Consider the following 26,421-nt stretch of genomic DNA (forward strand, 5'->3'; position numbering starts at 1 on the left):
GGTACCCACTATTTACTGATCTGCTGTAATACCTGGCAGACGCATTCCCTTATTATTTTTACTGTTGTCTTTTTTATATCTCATTAGCATGAAGGCTTACTTAAACTTATTTGACTTTACTCAAAAAGTAAACTATAAAACAGAACTATTGGCAGGGCTAACCGTAGCTATGACTATGATTCCCGAATCATTATCATTTGCAATCCTGGCAGGTCTTTCTCCTTTAACAGGCTTGTATGCCGCCTTTATTATGGGGCTGGTGACAGCTGTTTTTGGTGGCCGGCCCGGAATGGTTTCAGGTGGCGCTGGCGCTACAGTTGTTGTACTGATAGCCTTAATGCAATCACATGGGGTAGAGTATGTATTTGCTGCAGTGTTGCTGGCAGGTGTTTTACAGCTTTTAGTGGGCGTATGCAAACTGGGCAAATTTATTCGCCTGGTGCCACAGCCTGTTATGTATGGTTTTGTAAACGGCCTGGCTATTATCATCTTTATGTCGCAAATTCAACAGTTTAAAACCGGTAGTGGTGCTGCAGCTGCCTGGCTTTCAGGCACCAACCTGTACACGATGCTGGGCCTGGTAGCGCTTACTATGTTGATTGTACTTTTCTGGCCTAAAATCACCAAAGCCGTTCCGGCTTCCCTGGTAGCAATTTTGGCGGTGTTTGGTGTGGTAATGCTTTTAGGCATTCACACTAAAACAGTAAAAGACATCGCTTCTGTCAGTGGTGGCTTCCCGCCTTTCCATATTCCTGCGGTAAGCTTTTCCCTGCAAACATTAAGCATCATTTTCCCTTATTCGCTGGTAATGGCGGGCGTTGGCCTGATTGAAACATTGCTAACCCTTAATGTAGTAGACGAAATAACAGGCACCCGCGGCCGTGGCAATAAAGAATGTATAGCACAGGGCAGCGCCAACATAGCCAATGGCTTGTTTACCGGCATGGGCGGCTGCGCCATGATTGCGCAAACCTTTGTAAACCTGGGTGCCGGCTCCCGCGCACGCTTATCGGGCATTATTGCCGCTATCACTATTTTACTGGTGATACTGCTGGGCGCTCCCATTATTGAAAAAGTACCGATGGCGGCTTTGGTAGGTGTGATGATGATGGTAGCTATTGGCACTTTTGAATGGGGAAGTTTGCGCATTATTAATAAAATGCCATGGGCCGATGTGATCACGGGTATATTGGTAGCCGCCATTACCGTGTGGCTGCATAACCTGGCGCTGGCAGTGCTGGCAGGCGTGATTATTTCCGCACTGGTGTTTGCCTGGCAAAGCGCCAAAAGAATTCAGGCAAAAAGCTGGCAGGATGAAGCTGGCGTGAAACATTACGAAATATATGGGCCGCTGTTTTTTGGCTCTGTCACTACTTTCCTGGAATTGTTTGATGTAAAAGGGGATAGTAACGAAATAATAATAGACTTTAAACAAAGCCGTGTAACCGACATGAGCGCCATGGATGCCCTGAACAAGCTTACTGAACGTTACCGAAAAGCAGGTAAAACACTGCATCTGCGCCACTTAAGCAGCGAATGCAGGCAATTATTGCAAAACGCGGGCGCTGTAATTGAAGTAAATATTATGGAAGATCCAGCCTACCACCTGGCAGTGGACTAGTTGCCTGATATAAAACCCGGTTTTTCGGGTTTTAACAGCTAATTTTGCCACCCACTTTTACCAGTCATTTGCAGGCATTAAAAAATTACCGGATATGAGTTTGGAATTGGAGCAGGAAGACCTTTTTGAACAATTTGAGCGTATTATAGCAACGGAAGACAAGTTGCAGATAAGGGATTTCCTCAATCACCAGAATATCAGTGATGTAGCCAATCTCATTAACGAATATCCCGATTTCTCCTCGCAGATAATAGCCAATATGGCTATTCACCGTGCTTCCAGTGTATTTAAAATACTGGACGTAAGCACACAGAAGGATATTATTCTGGAATTGCCCTCGTTTAAAACAGCCGAACTGCTGAATGATCTGCCCGCGGATGACCGTACCGATTTCCTGGAAGAACTGCCTAAAGAGGTAATTCGCGACCTGCTGAAACTGCTGGACCCGGAGGAAAGGAAAATCACACTCTCTATGCTGGGCTACCCGGAAGACAGCGTGGGGCGTTTAATGACGCCCGACTATGTATACGTATACGCCCATAACACCGTAGAAGAAGTATTTGCCACCATTCGCAAGTTTGCCAAAAACAGCGAAACCATTGACGTCATTTACATTATTAATGAAAAAGGCGAGTTGGTAGATGATATCCGGATACGCGATGTAATTCTTGCAGCGCCCGACAAGCAGGTAGACGAACTGATTGACGGCCGCGTCATTGCCCTGAATGTAACGGACGACCAGGAACATGCCAGCCAGGTATTTAAAATGAATAACCGTGTGGCTCTTCCGGTTACCGATAACAACAACGTATTGTTGGGCATTGTAACCATCGACGATATGTTATGGGTTGCCAATGAAGAATATAGCGAGGATATGCAGTTAATTGGTGGTACCGAAGCACTGGACGAACCCTACCTGGATATTCCGTTGCTGAAACTATTACGTAAAAGGGTTGGCTGGCTGATAGTGCTGTTTATTGGTGAAATGTTTACCGCCACCGCCATGGGCTACTTCGAGCATGAAATAGCCAAAGCCACTGTGCTGGCACTGTTTGTTCCCTTAATTATCTCCAGCGGCGGTAACAGCGGCTCGCAGGCTTCTACTTTAATTATTCAGGCCATGGCATTGGGAGAAATTACCCTGAGCAAATGGTGGCGTGTAATGAAAAGAGAAATCGTAAGCGGTTTTTTGCTGGGTTGCGTACTCGGAATTATCGGCTTTCTCCGCATTATTGCCTGGCACAGCTTTGCCCCCGGGTTGTATGGCGAACATTACATTATGATTGGTCTTACGGTTGGCTTTTCATTGATAGGCGTAGTAATGTGGGGATCGCTTAGCGGCTCAATGCTTCCCATGGTTTTAAAACGTTTGGGCGCCGACCCCGCTACTTCTTCTGCTCCGTTTGTGGCTACCCTGGTAGACGTAACCGGCCTGGTGATATACTTTAGCGTGGCTTACTTATTTTTACAGGGCTTGCTGTTGTAGGTATCATATCATAAAATCCATTATCCCCGAAACAACCAGCAACTAAACCGGCAAAAAACCGTATCGTATTAATTTATACGTTTTTTTAGGTTTTAGCCGATATTTTATTACAACAAAATGCAGCATATTGCATTCTTAAATTGATTATACCTATGTGTGGAATAGTTGGTTATACAGGCCCGCGCCAGGCTTATCCTATTGTGTTAAAAGGATTAAAAAGGCTTGAGTACAGAGGATACGACAGTTCAGGTGTAGCATTATTAAACGGTGGCCTGCATGTGTATAAGAAAAAAGGGAAAGTAGCAGAACTGGAAGATACACTGATTGGTAAAAACATGGAAGGCCATATCGGCATCGGCCACACACGCTGGGCCACACATGGCGAACCTAACGATCGCAACGCCCACCCCCATCTTTCTCAAAGCGGTGAAATAGCCATCATTCATAACGGCATTATTGAAAACTACGCCCAGTTAAAGCAGGATCTGCTGGCCAAAGGCTATACTTTCAAAAGTGATACCGACACAGAAGTTTTATTGAACTTCATTGACGACATCCGTATTAACAATGAATGCCCACTGGAAGAAGCGGTACGTATAGCCCTTCGCCGCGTAGTAGGCGCTTATTGTATATTGGTAATTCATAAAGATGATCCGGAAACTATCATTGCTGCGCGTAAAGGAAGTCCGCTGGTAATTGGCATTGGCAAAGGGGAACACTTCCTGGCTTCTGACGCTTCTCCCATCATAGAGTACACCAAAGAAGTAGTGTATGTAAATGATTATGAAATTGCGATTGTACGCCCGGATGAACTGATTCTGAAAAACCTGGGTAACGAAAAGCAAACTCCTTTCATCACCAAACTGGATATGGACTTAACTGCTATTGAAAAAGGCGGCTATGACCATTTTATGTTGAAGGAAATTTTTGAACAGCCCACTACCATTTACGACTGCTTACGCGGCAGACTGGATGCGGAGACCGGCAATATCACCATGAGTGGTATTCAAAAATATGCCGAACAGATCATGAACGCCAACCGTATCATGATTGTAGCCTGCGGAACCAGCTGGCACGCAGGCCTGGTAGCAGAATACATCATTGAAGAGCTGTGTCGTATACCGGTAGAGGTAGAATACGCATCGGAATTCCGTTACCGCAATCCTATCATTAACAAAGGCGATGTAATTATAGCTATTTCACAAAGCGGCGAAACAGCCGATACCCTGGTAGCTATTGAAAAAGCAAAAGAACAAGGCGCTATCATATTAGGCATAGTAAACGCAGTAGGCTCTTCTATTGCACGCATCTCTCACGCAGGCGCATACACCCATGCCGGACCAGAAATAGGCGTAGCCAGTACCAAAGCCTTTACTGCACAATTAGCTGTTCTTACCATGACCGCGTTAATGCTGGGTCAGCAAAAAGGCACATTAGACAGAGACAAGTTTCTGTTATTATGTAAAGAACTGGCTGCGATACCAGAGAAAGCAGAAATAGTATTGAAGCTGGATAGCCAGATAAAAGCACTGGCTGAAAAATACAAAGACGCTGCTGATGCTTTGTTCCTGGGAAGAGGTTACAATTTCCCGGTAGCACTGGAAGGCGCTTTAAAACTGAAAGAAATCTCCTACATACATGCCGAAGGCTACCCTGCTGCAGAAATGAAGCACGGTCCTATTGCACTGGTTACCGATCAGTTGCCGGTAGTATTTGTTGCCACTAAAGATTCTTATCATGAGAAAGTGGTAAGCAACATGCAGGAAATCAAAGCCCGCAAAGGCAAGATCATAGCAGTAATTACAGAAGGAGACACCGTTACTCCAACACTGGCAGACGATGTAATTATCATACCCGCTGCACATGAAATAGTAGCGCCCATGTTAAGTGTAATTACTTTACAATTATTCTCTTACTATGTAGGAGTTGCCAAAGGCTACGATGTAGACAAACCACGTAACCTGGCTAAAAGCGTTACCGTTGAATAAACCATTGCCATATGTCGCAAAACATAATCAGGAAAAGTGCGATTGAAAGTATCGGGTATGGCTTTGTCAAACCCGAATACTTACCTAAAAATAAAGATGAATATTACCTGCGCAATCTGCAAAACAGAAGTGGGATTGCTTACCGTAAGCTCACCGCTTACGAAATAGAGATACTGGTACGGAATGGCAACACCAGCGACGACTGGAACAACATACTGGTATCAGATGCCTTTAACCCGCAGCAGGTAAAGCATTGCAAGTTTTACGGCCTGGTACGCATAGGCAAACTGGAGCCCTATTGTCTGGAGTTCAGCGATTTAAAAGTAGCCGTAGGTCTTTATAACTCTACCATTATTGCCTGCGACCTGGGCGATAATGTGGTAATAGATAACGTTAACTACCTATCGCATTACATTATAGGCAATGAGGTGATCATTGTAAATGTAAACGAGCTTACTGCTACCGACCATGCTAAGTTTGGAAACGGTATCATAAAAGACGGCGAAAACGAATCTATACGCATATGGCTGGAAATATGCAATGAAAACGGGGGCCGCAGTGTCATTCCATTCAACGGCATGTTACCTGGCGATGCCTATTTATGGAGCAAATACCGTGACGACGACGCTTTGCTGCAGCAGTTTAAAATACTTACCGAGCAACAGTTTAAAAAAGAAAGAGGGTATTACGGTAAAATAGGCGATAGAACTGTTATTAAAAACAGCAGCATTATTAAAGATGTGTGGATAGGTTCAGATGCCTATATCAAAGGTGCTAACAAGCTTAAAAACCTCACCATCAATTCCGGTCCTGAGGGCAAAACCCAGATAGGAGAAGGATGTGAAATAGTAAATGGTATTATAGGTTTTGGCTGTCGTATTTTCTATGGAGTGAAGGCGGTACGTTTTGTAATGGCTTCCCACTCTCAATTAAAATATGGAGCGCGTCTTATCAACTCCTATCTCGGTAGCAATGCCACCATATCCTGCTGTGAGGTATTAAACTCTTTAATATTTCCTGCACACGAGCAGCACCATAACAACTCGTTCTTATGCGCTGCGCTGATTATGGGGCAAAGCAATATTGCCGCTGGTGCCACTATCGGCTCTAATCACAATTCACGCAGCCCAGATGGCGAATTTATTGCCGGACGCGGTTTCTGGCCAGGCTTATGCGTAAGCATTAAACACAACTCACGTGTAGCCAGCTTTACCATACTGGCAAAAGGCAACTACGATTATGAGTTGAACATTCCAATGCCCTTCTCGCTGGTAAGCATTAATGAAAGCCTGAACCAGTTAACGGTTATGCCTGGTTATTGGCTTATGTATAACATGTACGCCCTGGCCCGCAACGCCTGGAAGTACAAAGACAGAGACAAGCGCACTGATAAATCGCAATACCTCGAATACGACTACCTGGCTCCTGATAGTGTAAATGAATTGTTTACCTCTATTTATCTGCTGGAAAAGTTGATAGGCAAAGCCTGGTATTCAAAAGAACGTCCTGGCAAAGCCACTCCTTCCGACACGGTTTGCCAAAACAAAGGCAAAGAGTTGCTGGCAGCCAACAATACTGTGTTAAATGAGCTGGAAGTAGTAGCAGATGGCTTTGAAAATGCAAAGCGCAAAACAGTGATCATCAAAGCCGCCAAAGCATGGAGCATATTCAGAGACCTGGTTATATACTATGGTGGCCAACAACTGATAGGCTTTATTAAAGAAAACAAACTCACTTCTTTAAACGAAATAAAAGCGGCCCTTCCTCCATCTCTTGCCCGTGGTAATGAAGGCGGATGGTTGAATATTGGCGGACAATTAATGCCTGCGGAAGATGTGCAAACGCTGAAAACAAGGATTAAAGAGAATAAAATTAAATCCTGGGACGCGGTACACAATTATTATGCAGAAGCCAGTAACAGGTATCCGCAACAGAAGTTGAAGCATGCACTTTCCAGCCTTTCCGAAATACTGGAAACAAACATAAAAAAAGCAGACGAGGCTGTGTTTACCAGTATATTCGACAGTGTCATCAACACCAAAGAATGGATGACAGAAGGTATCTATTCTTCCAGGGCTAAAGACTATCAGAACGCTTTCCGTAAAATGGTATACAGCAACAAAGCGGAAATGGATAAGGTAGTGGGTAAGCTGGAAGAAAACAGCTTTATTCAACAACAGCAGGATGAACTGGCCACATTAAAACGGCAGGTAAAAGCACTTAAAAAAACACTGGCATTATAACATACCGTGTATTCATAAAAAAGCCGGTGAATCAATTGATTTACCGGCTTTTTATGTGCGCTTATAATATCTTTTTATTGTGGAATGCTATCTAAATGAATGCTTACAGAAGCAGGAGCACTTTCAATCATTTTACTGGCGGTGTCCTTTTCCTCCAATTGCTTTACGCTATCTGCAATACTTAATTGCGGCTTTGCTGTTGTTTTTGCGCCGCTATCTGCTGTAACTTTCGTTGCAATAGCAGAATCCTGAGTGGTAGATTCCTTTTGCTCGTTATTACTACAACTCATTGCCATCAAACCAATACACAAAGCAAACAATAGCTTTTTAGTCATGCGTTATACTTAGTTATATTTCTAACGAATAAAAACAATTTACTTCTTCCTGAAAAACAATCTCACCGGCACCCCTTTGAAATCAAAGTTTTTGCGCAGTTGATTTTCCAGATAGTTTTTATAAGGCTGCTTAATATCATCCGGGAAGTTGGAGAAGAAAGCAAATGAAGGGGTTTGAGTAGGCAACTGGGTCACATACTTAATGGTAATGGCATGCCCACGCACTACCGGTGCGCGATAAGCCTGCACCGCCTTCAACATCACTTCATTCAACACGCTGGTTTGTACTTTGCGCTTTTTGTTTTCAAATACTTCTATAGCCAGCTCAATGCCTTTGAAAATACGGGTTTTATCTTTTGCTGAAATAAACACAATAGGCACATCATTAAACGGTGCAAGGCGTTGTTTCAGGTTTTTCTCGTAATCACGGGCAGTGTTGGTTTCCTTTCCTTCAATCAAATCCCACTTGTTCACCAACACTACAATACCTTTACCCTTACGGGCAGCTAAAGAATAGATATTGATATCCTGTGCAGTAATGCCTTTGTCGGCATCAATGAGCAATAAACACACATCCGCTTCGTCCATTGCTTTAATAGCACGGATGATGGAGTAAAACTCCAGATCGTCTTTTTCCTTACTCTTTTTACGAATACCGGCTGTATCAATTAATATAAACTCTTTCTGATACAGGTTATAATGGGTATGAATAGTATCACGTGTTGTGCCAGCTATATCACTTACAATGGTACGCTCTTCACCAATCAGTGCATTCAATAAAGATGACTTACCTACGTTCGGTTGCCCCATAATAGCAAAACGTGGCAATTCATTTTCACCTATTTCAGTTTCTTCCGCATCAACAGGCATCATTTCAGTAACAGCATCCAGTAATTCGCCGGTGCCGCTTCCCGTCATGCTGCTCAGGAAAAAGATACTATCAAAGCCCATGCTATAGAACTCAGTAGCAGCCAATTGCCTTTCACTGTTATCCACCTTATTCACTGCTAAAAACACTGGTCTTTTAGTACGACGCAGCATATCAGCCATAGCCTCATCCAGCTCCGTAATACCCACAGCTGCATCTGTCATAAACACCAGCACATCAGCTTCATCTATCGCTATTTTTACCTGTTTGCGAATTTCGGTTTCAAACACATCGTCCGAACCAACCACAAAACCACCGGTATCAATTACGTTGAAAGTTCTCCCATTCCAGTCTGTTATGCCATACTGGCGATCGCGCGTAACACCGCTTACATCGTCCACAATCGCCTTACGCGATTCCAGAAGACGATTAAAAAATGTACTCTTTCCCACGTTGGGTCTACCAACTATCGCTACAGTAAATGACATAATAACTATTATTAATGGTAACCGTATTCTTTTAATTGCTGGTCATTATCGCGCCACTTAGGTCGCACTTTAATAAACAATTGAAGAAATACTTTTTGTTGCAAAAAGGCTTCAATGTCTTCACGCGCAGCCGAGCCTATCTGTTTAATCATAGAACCCTTCTCTCCTATCAATATCGCTTTCTGCGATTCGCGCTGAACAATAATATCTGCCTGTATTTTTATTAATGTATCCTTTTCTTTAAACTCATTCACCAACACCGCCGTATGATACGGTATTTCATCACCAAACAACAGAAACACCTTTTCACGTACCATTTCGCCCACAAAAAACTTAGTGGGTAAATCGGTCAGATCTTCATCATTGTAAAACGGATCACCTTCCGGTAAAAAATGAATGATGGCATTTTTTAATTCATCCAGGTTACTTTGCTTCAACGCAGAAATAGTAATCACTTGTTTGGCATAAGGCTGTGCCGCAAAAAAGGCTTTCACTTCTTCCAGCGCTGCCGGCTTTACTGCATCCGTTTTATTAATCACCACCACACAAGGCACCTTCAACCGTAAACTACTAAACAGTTCATGGTTTTCTTCCTTACTGTCTTTGGCATCCACCATCAACAGCGCCACATCCGCATCTTCCAATGCATTTTTTACCGAGCCCATCATTTTTTGATGCAACTTATACTTAGGCTCTATAATGCCCGGTGTATCGGAAAATATGATCTGGTATTGACCTGGCTCTGTTAAAAAGCCTTTGATGCGATGGCGTGTAGTTTGAACTTTGGAAGATACAATAGCTAGCTTTTCACCGAGTAATGCATTTAACAAGGTGCTTTTTCCCGCGTTGGGCTTACCGAATATGTTAACAAAACCTGCCTTCATATACTATAAAACTAGCACTTCCGTTGCTATAAATGAATAAGGCCCCCTAAGAGGCCTTTTTGGTTGCGAAGAGAGGGATCGAACCTCTGACCTTCGGGTTATGAGCCCGACGAGCTACCGCTGCTCTACTTCGCGATTTGGATTGCAAATGTAGAACTATTATTCATATAAACAAGAAGAAATTAGTTTTTTGAGAAAATAGTTATCTAAGGTTTTATTAGAGAGTAGCTTGCATTTACATTTTCAATACTCAATCCTAAAAAATGAAAAAACAACACATCATTTTATTATCAGCAGCCTTATTCATCTGTAAAACATTGTCTGCACAGTCGTCTACCCAGCCCTCCTCCTCAGATCCAGAAACTTTACAAACTGTAATGGAACGAGGCAACAGCACCACAACTTCTATCAATATGACCCTGACGACAGATTTTATCAATATGAATTCTAATGGTCTGCAGCCGGTTCAGGTAAATGCTTATAACACCAATGCTCAGGGCTTTAGAATCATACAACGTAGTAATAACCCTTTAAGCTTATGGACAAACACAACAGAAAGGCTTACCATTGATGGCAATGGTTTTGTTGGAATAGGCACCGCATCGCCTGTTAGCAGGTTGTCTGTTAATGGAACAGCAGATTTTCAAACAAGAATAGGTTTTAATAACAAAACCCAACATTTTGGAGATGGTACCATGTTCATTAATACTATCAATGGAATCAATGACCTGGGAATAAGAAATGATGTAGGTGATGTCTTATTTGCCTCGGGTGGTCATACCTCACAAATGTTTTTAAAACCTTCTGGCAATGTTGGCATTGGCACTTCTATGCCTGCCTACAAGCTGGATGTAAGTGGTACCAGCCGTTTTGATTATGCAGTTATAGGAAGCGGAGTACAAGGCTTTTACCAGGATGCCATTAATGGAGCTTACAGAGCCAATAATTCGAGCAGTGATAATGGATTTTATTTTCAAAATTATCAAGGAGCATCAACCAGCATGTATATTGGCTTAACAGGTGCTTATGCTGGAAGAGTTGGCATTGGTACTGTGGCTCCCCAAAGTGAACTAGCAGTAAAAGGCACTATTACTTCTCAAAAAATAAAAGTAACATTAAAAGATTGGGCGGACTATGTATTTGACTCCTCTTATCCTTTAAAGTCTCTGAGCCAGGTAGAAACATATATTCAGCAGAATAAACATTTACCTGAAATTCCTACTGCTGCTGAAGTAGAGACAGGCGGTATTGATTTAGGTACCAACCAAGTATTGCTGCTAAAAAAAATAGAAGAGCTTACGCTGTATATTATCCAGCAAAATAAAGACATGCAGGAAATGAAAGAGAGAATTAAAGCACTCGAATCAACGAAGTAAAGATTAAAGAAAATAAAAAAGGCTTCAAAATGAAGCCTTTTTTATTTATTAAGTTGCGAAGAGAGGGATCGAACCTCTGACCTTCGGGTTATGAGCCCGACGAGCTACCGCTGCTCTACTTCGCGATTTGGACAGCGAATGTAGAACTATTACTGATATAAACAAGAAGAAATTATTTTTTTAAGAATTTTAGCTTGTGCTTATCCTAACGAAGAAGTGTTGTCGATTCATAAATTTTATCAGGGACCGTGTAAAACTTGTGGAGCAGAATAGCCGGATCAAGTATATAAACCACATACATGACCAGATATACTTTACTATTAATTCCAAGGATAATACATAAACGAAAAAAGGTCTCGAATGAGACCTTTCAGAAGTTGCGAAGAGAGGGATCGAACCTCTGACCTTCGGGTTATGAGCCCGACGAGCTACCGCTGCTCTACTTCGCGATTTGGATTGCAAATGTAGGAGCAATTAGTACACCCGCCAAATCTTTTAATACTTTGTTTATCAATCTTTTCTCTTTATAGAAGAAGCGCCGCTTGTTTCAATGTTTTTAGCAACCGCGCTACCCTTATATCCTATGCTGCTAGCACCACTGGCTTCTGCACTTAATTCTTTAGTTACAGTAATGCTGATGCCCGATGCACCGGAAGCTTCTGCATTGCAGGTGGCAGTAGTTAAGTCGTAGCCTTTTACACTGCTGGCGCCACTGGCTTCTACATTGAACACATCCACACTACCAGATACAGTAACACTGGATGCCCCTGTAGCTTCCAGGTTAATGGAGGAACCGGCTAATGCACCTTTAAATGAACTGGCACCGGAAACTTCCATATTCAGCTGTTTCACATGAATGCTTCCACTTACCTGCACCGTTGAAGCGCCATTCACTTCCAGATTGTTTAATTCAGTAACAGTTACATAGGCTTTAATATTTTTATTACCCCAGTTCCAGCCATTCCACGCACCAGACTCCGGATGAATATATAAAACACCATTCTTTACCTCTGTTTTAATCTTGGCCACATATTTTTCATCACTGGCGCTTACAGCCACTGCCTGTGTTTTTCCCTGTGATATATATACCACCATGGCCCCGCCCACTTCCACGCCTGTAAAAGCGCCTACAGTACGCACCTGGGCATTGGCATCGTGCACTATCGTTTCCTGGGCAGTGATATCGCAACCTGCCACCAGGCAGAATATTCCTAAAAGGGCTACTAACTTCAATTTCATATCAACGAATTTATACGTGTAACGGCTGTAAAAAAATAATGTTACAGTGAATTTAAATTTTCTGTGTTTAATTTGCAGCGTTATTCCGGGTCTAACACCGGAAACAATATTCCTCGGGGTGCTTTGCGCTGTAACAGGCAAAAGGCTGAGATAATACCCGTAGAACCTGAACAGGGTAATGCCTGCGAAGGGAAAGGCCAGCTTTCTTTTGTGTATATGTGTGCCCTCTTTCCTCTGCCAGTACTATTTCTCTGTTCCTCATTTATTTAACGCAAGTAAACTAACAGGAACATGAAGCATTTTCTGGGAACATTAACCGCTGTATTGGCAGCCGTTTTTACCCAAGCACAAACTCTAAACTTAAAAGTAAACAGCCAGCAACACCAGCCACTGGCAGGCATCAACGCTACTTTCAGCAAAGAGGGTAAAAAGTGGACCATCATCAGCAACAATAGCGGAGATATTGTATTTACACCAGGTGAAACCGGCAATTACGACCTGACGCTGGAAGCGGTAGGTAAAAAAACAGTGAAGCAGTCCGTTACTTTACAGCAGGGCGCTTCAAGCCTTACACTTACGCTGGAAGAGCTGGACTACATGTTAGCTCCACTGGAAGTTCGCGCTATCCGGGCATCCGACAAAGCTCCTTTTACTAAAACCAATATTGATAAAGCAGACATCGCTAAACAAAACCTGGGGCAGGACTTACCTTTCCTGCTCAATCAAACGCCTTCCGTGATTGTCAACTCAGACGCAGGTAATGGTGTTGGTTATACTGCCATGCGCATCAGGGGCACCGATGGCTCTCGCATTAACGTAACATTAAACGGTATCCCTTACAACGATGCGGAAAGTCAGGGTAGCTTTTTTGTAGACCTTCCCGATCTGGCATCTTCTGCCAGCAGCATTCAGATACAACGGGGTGTAGGTACCTCTACCAATGGCGCCGGTGCTTTCGGAGCCACCCTTAACATAGCCACCAACGAGTTCAGTGAAAAGCCGTATGCCGAAAGCAATAACAGCTTTGGCTCGTTCAATACCTGGAAAAATACTATTAAAGCAGGTACAGGCCTTATTAACGATCACTTTACAGTAGATGCACGTATCAGTCGTTTACAAAGTGATGGATATATAGACAGAGCATCTTCCGATCTGAAAGCACTATACCTTACCGGAGCTTATGTAAGCAAAAACACATCCGTACGTTTTAATCTTATTACCGGCAAAGAAAAAACCTACCAGGCCTGGTATGGTGTACCAGATTATATACTGGCAACCGGCAACAGAACCTATAACCCTGCCGGCCTGGACAAACCCGGAACTCCTTACGACAACCAAACCGATAACTACCAGCAGGATCACTACCAGTTATTTGTGAACCAGGCTTTGGGCAACGACTGGACTCTGAACATAGCATCTTTCTTAACCAGGGGTAAAGGCTATTATGAAGAGTATGTAGCCAACCAGTTTTATGCCGATTATGGCTTACCAAACGTAGTGCTCAATGGCACCTCTTACGATTCTACCGACCTGGTAAGAGACTTGTGGCTGAACAACTACTTTTATGGACAAACCTTCTCATTGCAATACAAGCAACCTAGTAATGAAATAACCTTTGGTGGTAGCTGGACTATTTACGATGGCAAGCACTATGGCAACATCATCTGGGCCAACATGGGCATTCCTAAAGATTATCAATATTATTATCTTACTGCCCGTAAAACAGATATGAATGCGTACGCCAAATGGCTTCACCAGCTCAACCGTAACTGGAGCCTATTTGGAGACCTTCAATACAGACACGTACAATACAATATAGATGGCTTTGAAAGTAATCCTGGTTTATTTATCAAGCGCAACTTCAACTTCATTAATCCCAAAGCAGGCATCAGCTACAACCGTAATGGCTGGAACGCTTATTTCAGCTATGCTTTAGCGAATAAAGAGCCCAACCGTACCGATTTTGAAGCACAACAGGTTCAACAGCCTAAAAAAGAAACCCTGCACGATTTTGAATTGGGCGTGGAAAGAAAGCAAGGCCGTTACAACTGGGGCGCTACTGTATACTATATGTTATATAAAGATCAGTTGGTGCTAACAGGCGCGAGAAACGATGTAGGCGCCTACACACGCATCAATACGCCTAACAGCTATCGTCTGGGTCTGGAATTACAAGGTGGCGTAGTATTGAACAAATGGTTAAATATACAGGCCAACACCACCATCAGCCGCAACAAAATAAAAGCCTTTACCTCTTATATAGATGAATATGACGGCAATGGCAAACTGTTAGGACAACAGGCTACAGCTTATAGTAACACAGACATATCCTTCTCTCCTGCTATTATTGTAGGTGGCAGCATTAACCTTACCCCGGTAAAAAACCTGGAGCTAAGCCTGCTAAGCAAATATGTAGGCAAACAATACCTGGATAACACGCAGGATAATGAGCGTAAGCTAAACGATTACTATGTACAGGATGCCAGAGTAATCTGGACTGTAAAACACTTCCTGTTTAATGAATGGAATTTTACCGGCCAGGTAAACAACCTGTTTAACCGGAAATACGAAGCTAATGGCGCCAATTACCCCGGTATTTATGATGGTACACCTACTAACTACATCTATTACTCTACTATGGCAGGCACTAACTTTATGTTGGGTGTTAACATCAAACTGTAATAGTTTATTGGTATAAAAAGCAAAAATGGGGTAGCGATCACTACCCCATTTTTTATTTTGATTTCTCTAATGCCTGTATAATACCCGGAAAAATATTAGCCGTGTTGCTGTTCTTCTTTCTCCTTCCAGTTTAACATGCCACCCACCAGGTTCACTACATTTTTAAAACCAATCTGTTCCATAAACATAGCTGCTACTACACTTCTGTTACCACTGCGACAGTAAACGATCACCTCCTTATCTTTCCAGTCTTCAATATCATCCAACTGCATCATCTGTACTTTGCCAAGTGGAATATGTGCTCCGCCTATGTTGTAATCAGCTCTCTCATGGTCTTCCCGAACATCCAGCAGATTTACCTGTTCCCCACTATCCATCCGTGGTTTGAGTTCTTCAAATGTAATTGTGTTCATACTTGTACTTGTATATTATAATTAATTAGGGTATCTGATTATGTTTATTTTTTTCTCATATGGCTGTTAGTTTATGTTAATGTGCACTATCCGCAGATGGCGGCTTGCTGCTAATATATACATCCAATAACTGACCAGAGCGAATTTTGTTGGAACTTCTGGAACCATCTGACAAAATTTCGTAGGGCATAGGCTTCTGGCGGGTAATGTAGGCATTTTCAGTATCGCTTACAGCGTCGCCGGCTTCTGTAACCACCGCACCCAACGACACGCTTAAAGTGGCCAGAAACTCACGTGCCTGTCCCACAGTCATTCCTAACAGATCTGGCACATTCATTTCCGAGTTACCTATTCCGCTACCCAGCACAAAATCTATTTCTGTACCCATATTCACCTTTGTTCCAGGAGCTACAGGCCTGCCATGTATTTTTTGTTCCCTTACTGCGTTCTTGGCAATATCAGGCGTATAAGAAGTATCCCCCATTTTTAAACCCAGGCTTTGCAGATACAGCTTGGCACTGAGGTAGGAAAAACCACGTAAGTCAGGCATTTCCACCAAAGGAGCTACTGCCCTGTTAATGGTAAGATATACCGTTCTGCCATTTTTTACAACCGCATCAGCTTCGGGCTGCTGCTTCGTTACTGATAAACGGGCTGCATTATCCAGGTAAATCGAATCCTGCACTTCTACATCAAATCCCAGCGATTCCAGCAAGCGTTTGGCTTCCTCTACATTGCGGCCGGTTACGGAGGGAACTTTGGAATTTTTATTATGCCTGGTTAAAAAACTCAGTGAGCTGAAAAGTAACACCAGTAGCAAAACAACAATACCTATTGCTACCAGTAAGTTTACCCAAAAGGGTCGGTTGGTTAAGAATTTGAACACTGTATTACTATCGGTTTAATTCACAAGTTAAGATAATTACGATAACGCCTCTTCAATTACATCTGTATAAAAGTCCTGCAAAGTAGCGCCCATAGCGCGTACTTGCTGTGGCACAAGGCTGGCATCACTTTGCCCTGGTACCGTGTTTACCTCCAGCATATAAGGAGCGCCCGCTGCTTCGTTATAAATAAAATCAATGCGTACAATGCCCCGGCAATTCAATACCGTATAAATGTTCCGGGCTGTTTCACGCACTTTTTCTGCAATAGTTTCCTCCACAACCGCTGGTGTAATCTCATCACTTTTACCCAGGTATTTTGCTTCATAATCAAAAAACTCGTTCTTGCTTACCACCTCTGTCATAGGCAAAGTAATAATCTCGCCTTTCTTTCTAAACACACCAATGGTAAACTCACGTCCCTGTATAAATTCTTCCACCAACACCTGGTTGTCTTCCTTAAATGCCTTTTCAATAGCAGCTTGCAGCCCATCCTTGCTGTTCACCTTGCTCATACCTATGCTACTGCCACCGTTATTGGGTTTCACAAACACCGGAAACTGCAACAATGCCGCTTCATCGGCATTTTCCATTCTGCCTTTTATCAGCAGAACGCTTTTAGCCACTTTAATGCCGGCAAAAGAAGCTACTGCTACTGTGTATCTTTTATTAAAAGTAAGTGCCGAGGTGGCTGCATCACAGCTGGTGTAAGGCAGGTTCAGCATATCAAAATAACCCTGTAATTTACCGTCTTCACCAGGTGTGCCATGTATGCACATTAACACCGCATCAAAATGAATGGTAGTGCCATTATACGAAACTGTAAAATCACTTTTGTTTACGGGAACCTTTTCGCCATCTGCAGGCAAATAATACCATCCTTCCGGGTTTATATCAATTTTGTATACATCAAATTTGCTCCGGTCTACATTATTCTCAACAGTTATAGCGCTTTTATAGCTTATTTCAGCTTCACCGCTATAACCTCCGGTAACTAAGGCAATTTTCTTCTGCATGATGAAACGGTTTTCCTCGTCTATTGATTTTGGCAAAGAAATAAAAGAAATGGAGAATATAACAAAAAAAGGTGAAGGGAATAAAAACTCCATCCTTCACCTTTCATGAGCGGGAAATATCACCCACCGTTACTTTTGTCGCCATAAAGCAACAATCATTGTTATACTAAGTTACAACTATCGAAATCCGGATTCCAATTAAAATTTGGCAGTTTTCCAGACTTATACGTGTAATCTGTCTTTTTTAGCCATTAATTGATCGATAGTTTCCTGGTACATTTCGTCAGGCACACAACAATCTACCGGGCAAACCGCTGCACACTGAGGTTCTTCATGAAACCCCTGGCACTCGGTACATTTATTTGGAACGATATAATAGGTATCAACACTAATAGGAGCAAAACGCTCATCTGCATTTATCACAGTACCCTCGGAAGTGGTAAATGCGCCTTTTACGCTTGTTCCGTCGGCAATGGCCCATTCCACACCGCCTTCATAAATGGCGTTATTGGGACATTCCGGCTCACAGGCGCCGCAGTTAATACACTCTTCCGTTATCTTAATCGACATATAAATCCGTGTTTGTTATTTTAATAAGAATATTTTTGCGCGTGTAAAAATACGGGTAAATAGGATAAAGTTGTACTATGTACACACCTTATGATACTTAAATAACTGTCAATGAACTTACAGGATAGAATAGAATTATTGGTAAAACTGGGCAACTACCTGCATCAGAACGGAGTAGAATGGCAAGCGGCTACTGAAAAAGCCAGCCGTAACAATGCGTGGTTTGCGCCTGAATTTATAAAACTGGCCGCTGATAATATTGCCAGCCAGTTTTTGCAACAGGAAAAATTACAACGCTGGGCCGCGCATTACCAAGTACCCAACCAGCAACCTGCGCCTAAAACTGTCGGAATTGTAATGGCAGGAAATATTCCCATGGTAGGCTTTCACGATTTTCTGTGTGTGTTTATACAGGGCCACAAGGCAAAAATTAAGCTCAGCTCCAAAGATGAAATATTGATCCCCCACCTGGTAAACCTGCTGGAGCAATGGGACAACCGCCTGGCCGACTACTTCACTTTTGCCGACATTATTAAAGGCTGCGACGCCTACATAGCCACCGGCAGCAATAACACCGGCCGCTATTTTGAATACTATTTCAGCAAATACCCGCACATCATCCGTCGCAACCGTACTTCGGTGGCCATTATCGATGGCTCCGAAAGCGAACAGGAACTGGCATTGCTGGCAGGCGATATTCAACTGTACTTTGGAATGGGATGTCGTAATATTACGCAGCTGTTTGTGCCGCAGGGCTACGATTTCATTCCCCTGCTGGAGGCACTGAAAGCCTATGATTATGTAGCCGACAACCATAAATACAAGCATAATTTCGACTACCACCTGGCCCTGCTTATCATGAACAGTAAGTTTTACATGAATAATGGCAGCGTTATACTGGCCGAAAACGTATCCCCTTTTTCACCGGTAAGCCAGATACATTACCAATTTTACGATAATAAAGCTGTTATAGAAGAACAACTGCAAACTTCTTCCGATATTCAATGTATAACAGGTCACGGACATATTCCTTTTGGCAGTGCCCAGCAACCTTCTTTAGCAGATTATGCAGATGGAGTAGACACGATGGAGTTTCTGGCCAAATTGGCATAAAGGCAGATCTACGACAACCTTCGTCAATTCTTTGTTAAAAGCCCTGGCGGGAGTTACTGACTATTAAACAGATTCGTTTATTTGCTATCGAAAAGGTATACTATTTGAATATATAAGAATTCTATTTGACTCATTTAAATTGATAGATGCATATGAAACTCAAAAGCATTTTATTAGTAGTTGTAATTAGTGCGTTAACAGCAGTTTTGAGTGTATGGGGATATAGTAAGTGGATGCAAAAACAATATGCCGGTACACAAGAATCAGGTAAACTTCCTGTTAATTACGCCGGCTTCTTTGATAAGAACAATGCCCCTGCAGGACCAGTTGATTTCACAGCAGCAGCCACTTCTGCCACTCCGGCAGTGGTGCATATTAAAACCCGCACCAAAGCCAAGCAGGTTACCAACAATCTACCTAACAGAGGCAGGAACCCATTGAGCGACTTTTTTGGCGACGACGATCCGTTCTCTGATTTCTTCGGTGGCCCACGTGTTCAGATGATTCCTGAACAAAGAGCCAGCGGTAGCGGCGTATTAATCAGTGAAGATGGTTACATCATCACCAATAACCACGTAGTAGAAGGTGCCGATGAAATCAATGTAACCTTAGCCAACAAAAAAAGCTACAAAGCCACTGTTATTGGCCGCGACAACAGCAGCGACCTGGCAGTAATTAAAATTGAAGGCAGCAAATTTCCTTACCTGGTATATGGTAACAGTGATGATTTGAAATTGGGCCAATGGGTACTGGCAGTAGGTTATCCATTAAACCTGGATGTTACGGTAACCGCTGGTATCGTAAGTGCTAAAGCCCGTTCTATTAACATTAACAAAAGCAAAAATGCGGTAGAATCTTTCATTCAAACCGATGCCGCTGTAAACCCTGGTAACAGCGGTGGTGCTTTAATTAACACCAATGGCGAGTTAATCGGCATTAACAGTGCTATCGCTTCTCCTACCGGCTCTTACGCAGGTTACTCTTATGCCATTCCGGTTAATATCACCAAGAAAATTGTAAATGATATTATCAAATACGGCGCTGTTCAAAGAGGTTTTATCGGTATTCAGTTTGCTAATGAAGCAGCCACCGACGAGCAGAAAAAAGCAGCGGGTATTAAAGATGGAGAAGGGATTTATGTTACCGGTGTTCCATCTGATGGTGCAGCCAAAGCAGCGGGTATTCAAAAAGGAGACTTCATCACTAAAATCAACGGCGTTTCAGTAGAAACCGGTCCCCAATTACAAGAGCAGGTTACACGCTTCAAACCAGGTGATAAAGTAGCAGTTACTTATGTACGCGGCGGTAAAGAATATACTACCAATGTTACACTGAAAAACATTGCAGGCAATACGGATATCGTTAAAAACGAACCCACCAATATACTCAATAAACTGGGTGGCGATTTAGCTACAGTAGATAAAGCTGTTGCACAAAAAAATAATATTGCCGGTGGTGTAGTAGTGAAAAAGATCAATGGCGGCCTGTTAAAAGGCACACGTATGGAAGCTGGCTTTATCATTACCCGCGTAAACGGTCAGGATGTAAAAACTGTTGACGAGCTGGCCGATCTGCTGAAAAGCGCAAGTGGTCAAATTCAGTTAGAAGGTATATATCCAGGCTACGAAGGCACTTATGGTTATCCATTAAACCTGAGCGGTGCTGGTGAAGAAGAAAATGGCGACAACCAATAACATTTTCCTGTAAACGGATTTAAACCATTTTCCACATAAAAAAAGCGGATACATCCAAATGTATCCGCTTTTTTTATGTGGTATTTATGAGACACTGCAATTCAGGCAGCTTAGCCTATGTCCGCTCATAACAAGTCAATTGATGTCATGAAAACTTTCTGCGTTTTACCAGCTTCACACTTATGATCCTTACATCTGTAACAGGTCTGTCCTTGTCCACACCTTTACTGGTAGGAACTGCTGCAATCTTATCTACCACCTCAATCCCTTTCACTACTTCGCCAAAGATGGTATAATTCATATCCAGGTGAGGAGCTCCACCCAACGTTTTATATACTTCACGTATAGCCGGGGGAATCTTTCTTTTTAACCGGGTGTTTTCTACAGTATCCAGTCCACCATCAGTAAACACCTTACCCTGCACTATATAAAACTGACTGGCACTGCTGGCTTTTTTAGGATTTACATCATCTCCTTCCCGGGCAGCTGCCAGCACTCCTTTTTTATGAAATAAAGCCGGATTAAATTCCGCCGGGATAGTATAGCTGGGGCCACCTTCTCCTAACGGCTTACCGGCAACAGCCCGCTTGCTGTCAGGATCCCCTCCCTGTATCATAAATTTCTGAATCACCCGGTGAAACAACAAGCTATCAAAGTAATGTGTCTTCACCAGTCGTATAAAGTTATCGCGATGCAAAGGTGTGGAATCAGATAAACGCAGCATCATAGTTCCTTCTGTAGTTACCATTTCCACATCTTTCTTCCGGTCGCGCTTTTTCACTTTTACCGCCGGTTGCGCCAACATACAGCCTGTAATACACAGGCCTAACATAAGCAGTAGTAATTTTCGCATATAGTTAATAAAGGTTTATGAAGTAGTCCATACAATAAACTCCCAGGGCTGCAGCTCAAAAGAAGCATCAAATTCCAACTGATGGGCTATCCCGGTAAACGCGTTATAGTATTTGCCAGGCAAATCGGTATGCTGCATCTCTACCTTCAAACGACCCGAACCGGAAAAGTTAATTATTATCAGCACCTTCTGGTTATCGTGTACCTGCAAATAGGCCAGCACCTGCTCATTTACATTGGTGGGCAGTTTCACTAATCTGCTTTCATTTTGCAAAGCGCTGTTATTGCGGCGCAAATGAAGTAGTGTTTTATAAAAGTCGTGCAGCAACGGGGTAGGCGTCCATTCCAGCGCATCTTTTTCAAAAAATTTCAGGCGCTTCTTATTAGCCATTTCCTGCCCGCTGTACACCAATGGCATGCCTGGCCAGGTACAGGTAAATACGGCAAAGGCTTTAGCTGCTTCTCTGTATTTTTCATATTCCGTACCATTCCAACTATTTTCATCGTGATTGGATGTAAAAAACAATTTCTTAGCCCCCGCAGGATAATGAGCATATTGTTCCAGTACATGTATTACATCATTCAGCAAAGCATGTTGCTGCATAAATTTCTCGGTCACATGCATAAACTGCCACGCATAACTCACATCAAACACTTCATGATAGGCAGGCACCTCGCATTCAGCCAGCCAGAACAGGTGTTTTACTTTATCACACCGCTTGCGTGCTTCCACCCAAAAATCCAATGGAACCAGGTGAGCCATATCGCACCGGAAACCATCAATATCACATTCGTTTATCCAAAACTGCATGGCATTAATCATAGCCTCACGCATATGATTATTGTTGTAGTTCAGGTCTATCACATCATTCCAGCCATATTTCTCTGTAAAATTCCCTGCTTCATCCAGCACATACCAGTCAGTATGGCCCCCCTCTACCCATTCATGATCGTAGCCGGTGTGATTGGCAACCCAATCTATAATCAGCTTAAAACCCAAATCATGCGCCTGCTTTACCAATGCTTTCAAATCGTCCAGCGAACCAAATTCCGGATTCACCTGCACATAACTTTTACAGGCATAGTAACTGCCCAGGCTTCCCAACCTTTTTTCCACACCAATAGGAGTAATAGGCATCAACCATAAAATTTCCACTCCCATGTCTTTTAAACGGGGCAAATGCTCCGCAAAAGCGCTGAAAGTGCCTTCTTTCGTGTATTGCCTGATGTTTACCTCGTATATGTTCGCTCCGTCTCCCCACGCTACAGCGTCAAAAAGTTTGTTCATATGTTTCAAAAGTAAAAAGTTACCAACCAAAAGTCAAAATGCGCACCAGTTTCCGGTTTTAATTTTCACAAGTAAGGTTTTACTTTTACCAACACATGTCCCAACCTCAACTTTCCCGAAGAATAAGTCTTTTACAGGCTACTGCTATTAATATGACCGATATGGTAGGCATTGGCCCCTTTGTGGTGCTAAGCGTGGTAGCAGAAGCCATGAATGGTCCCTGGTTTTTATATGCCTGGCTGGCTGGTGCAGTGCTGTCTTTTACAGATGGAATGATATGGAGCGAGCTGGGAGCCACTTTTCCGGAAGCGGGTGGTAGCTATAATTTCTTAAAAGAAGGGTTTGGCCCTAAATGGGGCAAGCTGATGAGCTTTTTATTTGTATGGCAAACCATGATACAGGCGCCGCTGGTAATAGCTTCGGCCGCCATCGGGTTTGCGCAATATTTTGGCTATATCATGCCTTTAACCACCGTAGAAAGTAAGCTGTTAAGTGGTGGAGTAGTTATTTTAATCGTATTGCTATTGTACCGCAATATTGAAACCATTGGTAAAATAAGTGTACTACTGTGGTGCGGTGTATTAGTAACTATGGTGTGGATTATCAGCGGCGGCATGCTGCATGGTAACTTTTTAGCCCCGGTAAAACACATGAACGATGGCCTGCAGCTGAATCATGCCTTTGCTGCCGCACTCGGCTTTGCCAGTGTTAAAACCATGTACAGCTACCTGGGCTATTATAACGTATGCCACCTGGGCGGTGAAATAAAAAACCCCGAAAAAAATATTCCCCGCAGCATGTTCATTTCTATTGGTGGTATAGCGGTGCTGTACCTGCTGATGAATATCAGCGTAGCCTCTGTGTTGCCGCTGGAAAAAATAACCAAAAGCCAATTTGTAGTAAGTGAGTTTATTCAGGAAATAGCCGGCCCTGGTGCTGCTACCTTAGCCACCGTGCTTATTTTATGGGTAGCTTTCGCCTCTGTGTTTTCTGCCACACTCGGTTATAGCCGTATTCCATATGCAGCTGCCAAAGACGGGGCTTTTTTCTCCATTTTTGCCAAACTGCACCCTTCTAAAAACTTCCCCTATATTTCGCTATTATTTTTAGGAGGAATTGCTTTTGTGTTTAGTCTCCTGTTTAAAATAAAAGAAGTGATCAACGCCATTCTAGCTATGCGCATTTTAATCCAATTTATTGCCCAGGCAATCGGATTACTGCTATTAAGCCGGAAAAAAGGACGCTCCTTTTTCAAATGGCGCATGCCATTATACCCTTTTCCTGTGCTGCTGGCCATTGTAATATGGGCAGGTATCTTCTACTCTACCGGGCCTTACATGATGCTATCGGGCGTTGCGGTAACAGTGGCCGGCATAATAGCCTATGTTATCAAGCAACAGATCAATAAACGATCAACAACCGGCAAAATGTAGCAAAGCAGCTGGCTGTTTTTTCATTTTTGCATTAAATGATCAAGAAATTATTGCAGAAATTACAGCTACCCCTTTGCCAAATGAATAAAAGCAATACATTTACATACCAAAATTTTTAGTATGAAAGCAGCCTCATTGAAAGGTAATTTTAACGTCACCCCTGAACAATTAAGCAGCCTTTATTCCTTTATCAAGGATACCTTAAACCCTCTTTCAGCTAACGGCTCTAAAGTATTGGAGTTTGCCACTAAAGCAGAGAAGGTTGGCAAGTACAGTGGTATGCCGCTGGAAGAAGTGAAAGAGAAAACAGAATTAGACGCAGCAGCAGTGGAAGCAGCAATTGAAGAACTGATAAAACTGGACATCCTGGCTCCCAGCAGCTATAAAGAACTGTACCAGTTAAATCCGCAAAACATACCACAGGTGTTTAGCTTCGACGCTCCTGAAAGCGAGCTTACACTGAACATTAAACTGGTAACCGGTGATGTGGTAGCAGAAGCTCCTGCAGCCAAGCCTGCCAAAGCTTCCAAAGCTGCCGCAGCTGTAGCTACCGAAGCACAGGAAGCCGAAGTGGCTGAATAACCATTACCCTTTACTGGTAGTAAATACATAAAAAATCCCGCCGGCATCTGAAACAGCCGGCGGGATTTTAATTATATACAAACCGCTTGTTTTATCGGGCATCAGCCATATCCGGGATGGCTTCTACTTTGTAAGCACCAGCATCCAAACGGGCTTTGGTTTCGCTGAAAGCAGTTAAAGTACGCTGGATATCCTCATCGTTATGCGCCGCAGTAGGAATTAAACGGTAAATGATATGTCCTTTAGGAATAACAGGGTATACTACTATAGAACAGAAGATACCATAGTTTTCACGCAGGTCCATTACCATTGCGGTAGCTTCTTCTACCCCACCTTTCATATAAATAGGCGTAACCATGGTATTGGTAGAACCAATATCAAAACCACGCTCTTTTAAACCTTTCTGCAGTTTTAAAGCATTGTCCCACAGTTTTTCGCGCAGCTCAGGCATAGTGCGCAGCATTTCCAGCCTTTTTAAGTTGCCGGTAACAATGGGCATAGGAAGGCTTTTCGCAAAAATCTGGGAACGGATGTTATAACGGATGTAATCGATAATAACACGCGGACCTGCTAAAAATGCACCGATAGAAGCCATTGATTTGGCAAAAGTGGAGAAATACAGGTCAATACCATCCTGGCATTCCTGTAACTCACCCGCACCAGCGCCACGCTTGCCCAGAGTACCAAACCCGTGTGCATCGTCTACCAGTAAACGGAATTCATATTTGCTTTTTAAATCACAAATCTCTTTCAGCTTACCCTGATCACCTGCCATACCAAACACACCTTCGGTAATCACCAGTATACCACCAGAACCTTGTTTTTGAATAAGGGCAGTAGCACGCTCCATCTGCTTGTCAAAATCTTCCATGTCGTTGTGTTTGAAAACATAACGATGGCCGGGGTGTAAACGTAAACCATCAATAATACAGGCATGGCTTTCCGCATCATACACAATCACATCATGCCTGCCGCATACAGCGTCAATAGCACTCATAATGCCCTGGTAGCCAAAGTTCATCAGAATGGCGTCTTCCTTTTCTTCAAACTCGGCCAGTTCTCTTTCCAATTGCTCGTGAAAGTTACTGTTACCGCTCATCATACGTGCACCCATAGGCAAAGCCAAACCATACTGCGCAGCACCGTCTGCATCAGCTTTACGTATTTCGGGGTGATTGGCAAGACCCAGGTAATTATTAAGGCTCCATACCACCATTTCCTTACCACGAAATTTCATACGACTGCCTATTTCACCTTCCAGCTTAGGAAATGCAAAATAGCCATGCGCTCTCTCACGATGCTGACCAATGGGGCCGTAATTCTTAATTAATCTTTCAAAAATGTCTGCCATACGTATTTACGTTTA

Annotated in this window: 21 protein-coding genes, 3 tRNA genes and 1 riboswitch; of the genes, 10 read left to right on the forward strand and 14 right to left on the reverse strand. The window is 43.0% G+C overall.

Going from position 1 to position 26,421, the window contains the following annotated elements; translation table 11 throughout:
* The first annotated feature begins 88 nt into the window (after window positions 1-88).
* The 4 genes from FLA_RS20740 (at window position 89) to FLA_RS20755 (ending at window position 7,338) form a co-directional block, all read left to right on the forward strand.
* Complete coding sequence (locus FLA_RS20740) at window positions 89-1,621, forward strand: SulP family inorganic anion transporter (protein WP_076382146.1); 1,533 nt, start codon at window positions 89-91, stop codon at window positions 1,619-1,621.
* A gap of 94 nt (window positions 1,622-1,715) precedes the next feature.
* Window positions 1,716-3,107 (forward strand): magnesium transporter, encoded by a 1,392-nt coding sequence (mgtE, locus tag FLA_RS20745; protein WP_076382147.1) that lies wholly within the window; start codon window positions 1,716-1,718, stop codon window positions 3,105-3,107.
* A 152-nt stretch (window positions 3,108-3,259) separates the two neighbouring features.
* Window positions 3,260-5,095 carry a glutamine--fructose-6-phosphate transaminase (isomerizing) gene (gene glmS / locus FLA_RS20750; protein WP_076382148.1) on the forward strand — a complete coding sequence of 612 codons (1,836 nt, stop codon included), beginning with the start codon at window positions 3,260-3,262 and terminating at the stop codon, window positions 5,093-5,095.
* A gap of 11 nt (window positions 5,096-5,106) precedes the next feature.
* Window positions 5,107-7,338 (forward strand): DUF4954 family protein, encoded by a 2,232-nt coding sequence (locus tag FLA_RS20755; RefSeq protein WP_076382149.1) that lies wholly within the window; start codon window positions 5,107-5,109, stop codon window positions 7,336-7,338.
* Between the two features lie 74 nt (window positions 7,339-7,412).
* Here the strand turns inward: FLA_RS20755 and FLA_RS20760 are convergent, their stop codons facing one another.
* From FLA_RS20760 to FLA_RS20775, 4 genes are all read right to left on the reverse strand, one after another.
* On the reverse strand, window positions 7,413-7,673 hold the full coding sequence (locus tag FLA_RS20760) for a hypothetical protein (RefSeq protein ID WP_076382150.1): 261 nt from the start codon (window positions 7,671-7,673) through the stop codon (window positions 7,413-7,415).
* A gap of 39 nt (window positions 7,674-7,712) precedes the next feature.
* Complete coding sequence (gene der / locus FLA_RS20765) at window positions 7,713-9,029, reverse strand: ribosome biogenesis GTPase Der (protein WP_076382151.1); 1,317 nt, start codon at window positions 9,027-9,029, stop codon at window positions 7,713-7,715.
* A gap of 11 nt (window positions 9,030-9,040) precedes the next feature.
* The gene (gene era, locus FLA_RS20770) at window positions 9,041-9,913 is read right to left on the reverse strand and encodes a GTPase Era (protein ID WP_076382152.1); all 873 of its coding nucleotides are present in this window, start codon (window positions 9,911-9,913) and stop codon (window positions 9,041-9,043) included.
* A gap of 60 nt (window positions 9,914-9,973) precedes the next feature.
* Window positions 9,974-10,048, reverse strand: a tRNA-Met gene (locus tag FLA_RS20775).
* 128 nt (window positions 10,049-10,176) lie between these two features.
* On the opposite strand from FLA_RS20775, the gene FLA_RS20780 reads away from it, so the two are divergent.
* A complete protein-coding gene (locus FLA_RS20780) occupies window positions 10,177-11,289 on the forward strand; it encodes a hypothetical protein (RefSeq protein ID WP_076382153.1) in 1,113 nt (370 codons plus the stop codon).
* A gap of 53 nt (window positions 11,290-11,342) precedes the next feature.
* On the opposite strand, the gene FLA_RS20785 is transcribed toward FLA_RS20780, so the two are convergent.
* The 3 genes from FLA_RS20785 to FLA_RS20795 all read right to left on the reverse strand — a co-directional run bounded on the left by FLA_RS20785 (window position 11,343) and on the right by FLA_RS20795 (window position 12,528).
* Window positions 11,343-11,414, reverse strand: a tRNA-Met gene (locus FLA_RS20785).
* 252 nt (window positions 11,415-11,666) lie between these two features.
* A tRNA-Met gene (locus FLA_RS20790) sits at window positions 11,667-11,738 on the reverse strand.
* A gap of 61 nt (window positions 11,739-11,799) precedes the next feature.
* A complete protein-coding gene (locus FLA_RS20795; RefSeq protein WP_076382154.1) occupies window positions 11,800-12,528 on the reverse strand; it encodes a head GIN domain-containing protein in 729 nt (242 codons plus the stop codon).
* Window positions 12,529-12,632: 104 nt separating this feature from the next.
* A riboswitch (TPP riboswitch) is annotated at window positions 12,633-12,739 on the forward strand.
* Window positions 12,740-12,819: 80 nt separating this feature from the next.
* Here FLA_RS20795 and FLA_RS20800 point away from each other — a divergent pair.
* Window positions 12,820-15,210 (forward strand): TonB-dependent receptor, encoded by a 2,391-nt coding sequence (locus FLA_RS20800; RefSeq protein WP_076382155.1) that lies wholly within the window; start codon window positions 12,820-12,822, stop codon window positions 15,208-15,210.
* A 95-nt stretch (window positions 15,211-15,305) separates the two neighbouring features.
* On the opposite strand, the gene FLA_RS20805 is transcribed toward FLA_RS20800, so the two are convergent.
* The 4 genes from FLA_RS20805 to FLA_RS20820 form a co-directional block, all read right to left on the reverse strand.
* Window positions 15,306-15,623 carry a rhodanese-like domain-containing protein gene (locus FLA_RS20805; RefSeq protein ID WP_076382156.1) on the reverse strand — a complete coding sequence of 106 codons (318 nt, stop codon included), beginning with the start codon at window positions 15,621-15,623 and terminating at the stop codon, window positions 15,306-15,308.
* A 76-nt stretch (window positions 15,624-15,699) separates the two neighbouring features.
* Complete coding sequence (locus FLA_RS20810; protein ID WP_076382157.1) at window positions 15,700-16,509, reverse strand: PASTA domain-containing protein; 810 nt, start codon at window positions 16,507-16,509, stop codon at window positions 15,700-15,702.
* A 36-nt stretch (window positions 16,510-16,545) separates the two neighbouring features.
* On the reverse strand, window positions 16,546-17,523 hold the full coding sequence (locus tag FLA_RS20815) for a D-alanine--D-alanine ligase (RefSeq protein WP_076382289.1): 978 nt from the start codon (window positions 17,521-17,523) through the stop codon (window positions 16,546-16,548).
* A 222-nt stretch (window positions 17,524-17,745) separates the two neighbouring features.
* Window positions 17,746-18,093 carry a 4Fe-4S dicluster domain-containing protein gene (locus tag FLA_RS20820; protein WP_076382158.1) on the reverse strand — a complete coding sequence of 116 codons (348 nt, stop codon included), beginning with the start codon at window positions 18,091-18,093 and terminating at the stop codon, window positions 17,746-17,748.
* A 111-nt stretch (window positions 18,094-18,204) separates the two neighbouring features.
* On the opposite strand from FLA_RS20820, the gene FLA_RS20825 reads away from it, so the two are divergent.
* Window positions 18,205-19,206, forward strand: coding sequence for an acyl-CoA reductase (locus tag FLA_RS20825; protein ID WP_076382159.1), 1,002 nt, complete (start codon window positions 18,205-18,207; stop codon window positions 19,204-19,206).
* Between the two features lie 152 nt (window positions 19,207-19,358).
* Window positions 19,359-20,900 (forward strand): trypsin-like peptidase domain-containing protein, encoded by a 1,542-nt coding sequence (locus tag FLA_RS20830; protein ID WP_076382290.1) that lies wholly within the window; start codon window positions 19,359-19,361, stop codon window positions 20,898-20,900.
* Window positions 20,901-21,045: 145 nt separating this feature from the next.
* On the opposite strand, the gene FLA_RS20835 is transcribed toward FLA_RS20830, so the two are convergent.
* Window positions 21,046-21,753: a peptidylprolyl isomerase gene (locus FLA_RS20835; protein WP_076382160.1), complete on the reverse strand. Its 708-nt coding sequence runs from the start codon at window positions 21,751-21,753 to the stop codon at window positions 21,046-21,048.
* A 15-nt stretch (window positions 21,754-21,768) separates the two neighbouring features.
* Entirely contained in the window at window positions 21,769-23,040 is a 1,272-nt protein-coding gene (locus FLA_RS20840) for an alpha-amylase family glycosyl hydrolase (RefSeq protein WP_076382161.1), read from the reverse strand.
* Between the two features lie 95 nt (window positions 23,041-23,135).
* Between FLA_RS20840 and FLA_RS20845 the strand changes: the two genes are divergently transcribed.
* Together FLA_RS20845 and FLA_RS20850 are read left to right on the forward strand one after the other, a co-directional pair.
* Window positions 23,136-24,473 (forward strand): APC family permease, encoded by a 1,338-nt coding sequence (locus FLA_RS20845; RefSeq protein WP_076382162.1) that lies wholly within the window; start codon window positions 23,136-23,138, stop codon window positions 24,471-24,473.
* A gap of 120 nt (window positions 24,474-24,593) precedes the next feature.
* Complete coding sequence (locus FLA_RS20850; RefSeq protein WP_076382163.1) at window positions 24,594-25,055, forward strand: hypothetical protein; 462 nt, start codon at window positions 24,594-24,596, stop codon at window positions 25,053-25,055.
* A 91-nt stretch (window positions 25,056-25,146) separates the two neighbouring features.
* Here FLA_RS20850 and FLA_RS20855 read toward each other — a convergent pair whose 3' ends face one another.
* A complete protein-coding gene (locus FLA_RS20855; protein WP_076382164.1) occupies window positions 25,147-26,406 on the reverse strand; it encodes an aminotransferase class I/II-fold pyridoxal phosphate-dependent enzyme in 1,260 nt (419 codons plus the stop codon).
* Window positions 26,407-26,421 lie beyond the last annotated feature (15 nt).

The organism is Filimonas lacunae (assembly GCF_002355595.1).
In the GTDB taxonomy this organism is placed as follows: domain Bacteria; phylum Bacteroidota; class Bacteroidia; order Chitinophagales; family Chitinophagaceae; genus Filimonas; species Filimonas lacunae.

Excerpts from the sequence above, each read along its gene's own strand:
- FLA_RS20740 (WP_076382146.1), top strand. The coding sequence starts at position 89 with ATGAAGGCTTACTTAAACTTATTTGACTTTACTCAAAAAGTAAACTAT.
- mgtE (WP_076382147.1), top strand. The coding sequence starts at position 1,716 with ATGAGTTTGGAATTGGAGCAGGAAGACCTTTTTGAACAATTTGAGCGT.
- glmS (WP_076382148.1), top strand. The coding sequence starts at position 3,260 with ATGTGTGGAATAGTTGGTTATACAGGCCCGCGCCAGGCTTATCCTATT.
- FLA_RS20755 (WP_076382149.1), top strand. The coding sequence starts at position 5,107 with ATGTCGCAAAACATAATCAGGAAAAGTGCGATTGAAAGTATCGGGTAT.
- FLA_RS20760 (WP_076382150.1), bottom strand. The coding sequence starts at position 7,673 with ATGACTAAAAAGCTATTGTTTGCTTTGTGTATTGGTTTGATGGCAATG.
- der (WP_076382151.1), bottom strand. The coding sequence starts at position 9,029 with ATGTCATTTACTGTAGCGATAGTTGGTAGACCCAACGTGGGAAAGAGT.
- era (WP_076382152.1), bottom strand. The coding sequence starts at position 9,913 with ATGAAGGCAGGTTTTGTTAACATATTCGGTAAGCCCAACGCGGGAAAA.
- FLA_RS20780 (WP_076382153.1), top strand. The coding sequence starts at position 10,177 with ATGAAAAAACAACACATCATTTTATTATCAGCAGCCTTATTCATCTGT.
- FLA_RS20795 (WP_076382154.1), bottom strand. The coding sequence starts at position 12,528 with ATGAAATTGAAGTTAGTAGCCCTTTTAGGAATATTCTGCCTGGTGGCA.
- FLA_RS20800 (WP_076382155.1), top strand. The coding sequence starts at position 12,820 with ATGAAGCATTTTCTGGGAACATTAACCGCTGTATTGGCAGCCGTTTTT.
- FLA_RS20805 (WP_076382156.1), bottom strand. The coding sequence starts at position 15,623 with ATGAACACAATTACATTTGAAGAACTCAAACCACGGATGGATAGTGGG.
- FLA_RS20815 (WP_076382289.1), bottom strand. The coding sequence starts at position 17,523 with ATGCAGAAGAAAATTGCCTTAGTTACCGGAGGTTATAGCGGTGAAGCT.
- FLA_RS20820 (WP_076382158.1), bottom strand. The coding sequence starts at position 18,093 with ATGTCGATTAAGATAACGGAAGAGTGTATTAACTGCGGCGCCTGTGAG.
- FLA_RS20825 (WP_076382159.1), top strand. The coding sequence starts at position 18,205 with ATGAACTTACAGGATAGAATAGAATTATTGGTAAAACTGGGCAACTAC.
- FLA_RS20830 (WP_076382290.1), top strand. The coding sequence starts at position 19,359 with ATGAAACTCAAAAGCATTTTATTAGTAGTTGTAATTAGTGCGTTAACA.
- FLA_RS20835 (WP_076382160.1), bottom strand. The coding sequence starts at position 21,753 with ATGCGAAAATTACTACTGCTTATGTTAGGCCTGTGTATTACAGGCTGT.
- FLA_RS20840 (WP_076382161.1), bottom strand. The coding sequence starts at position 23,040 with ATGAACAAACTTTTTGACGCTGTAGCGTGGGGAGACGGAGCGAACATA.
- FLA_RS20845 (WP_076382162.1), top strand. The coding sequence starts at position 23,136 with ATGTCCCAACCTCAACTTTCCCGAAGAATAAGTCTTTTACAGGCTACT.
- FLA_RS20850 (WP_076382163.1), top strand. The coding sequence starts at position 24,594 with ATGAAAGCAGCCTCATTGAAAGGTAATTTTAACGTCACCCCTGAACAA.
- FLA_RS20855 (WP_076382164.1), bottom strand. The coding sequence starts at position 26,406 with ATGGCAGACATTTTTGAAAGATTAATTAAGAATTACGGCCCCATTGGT.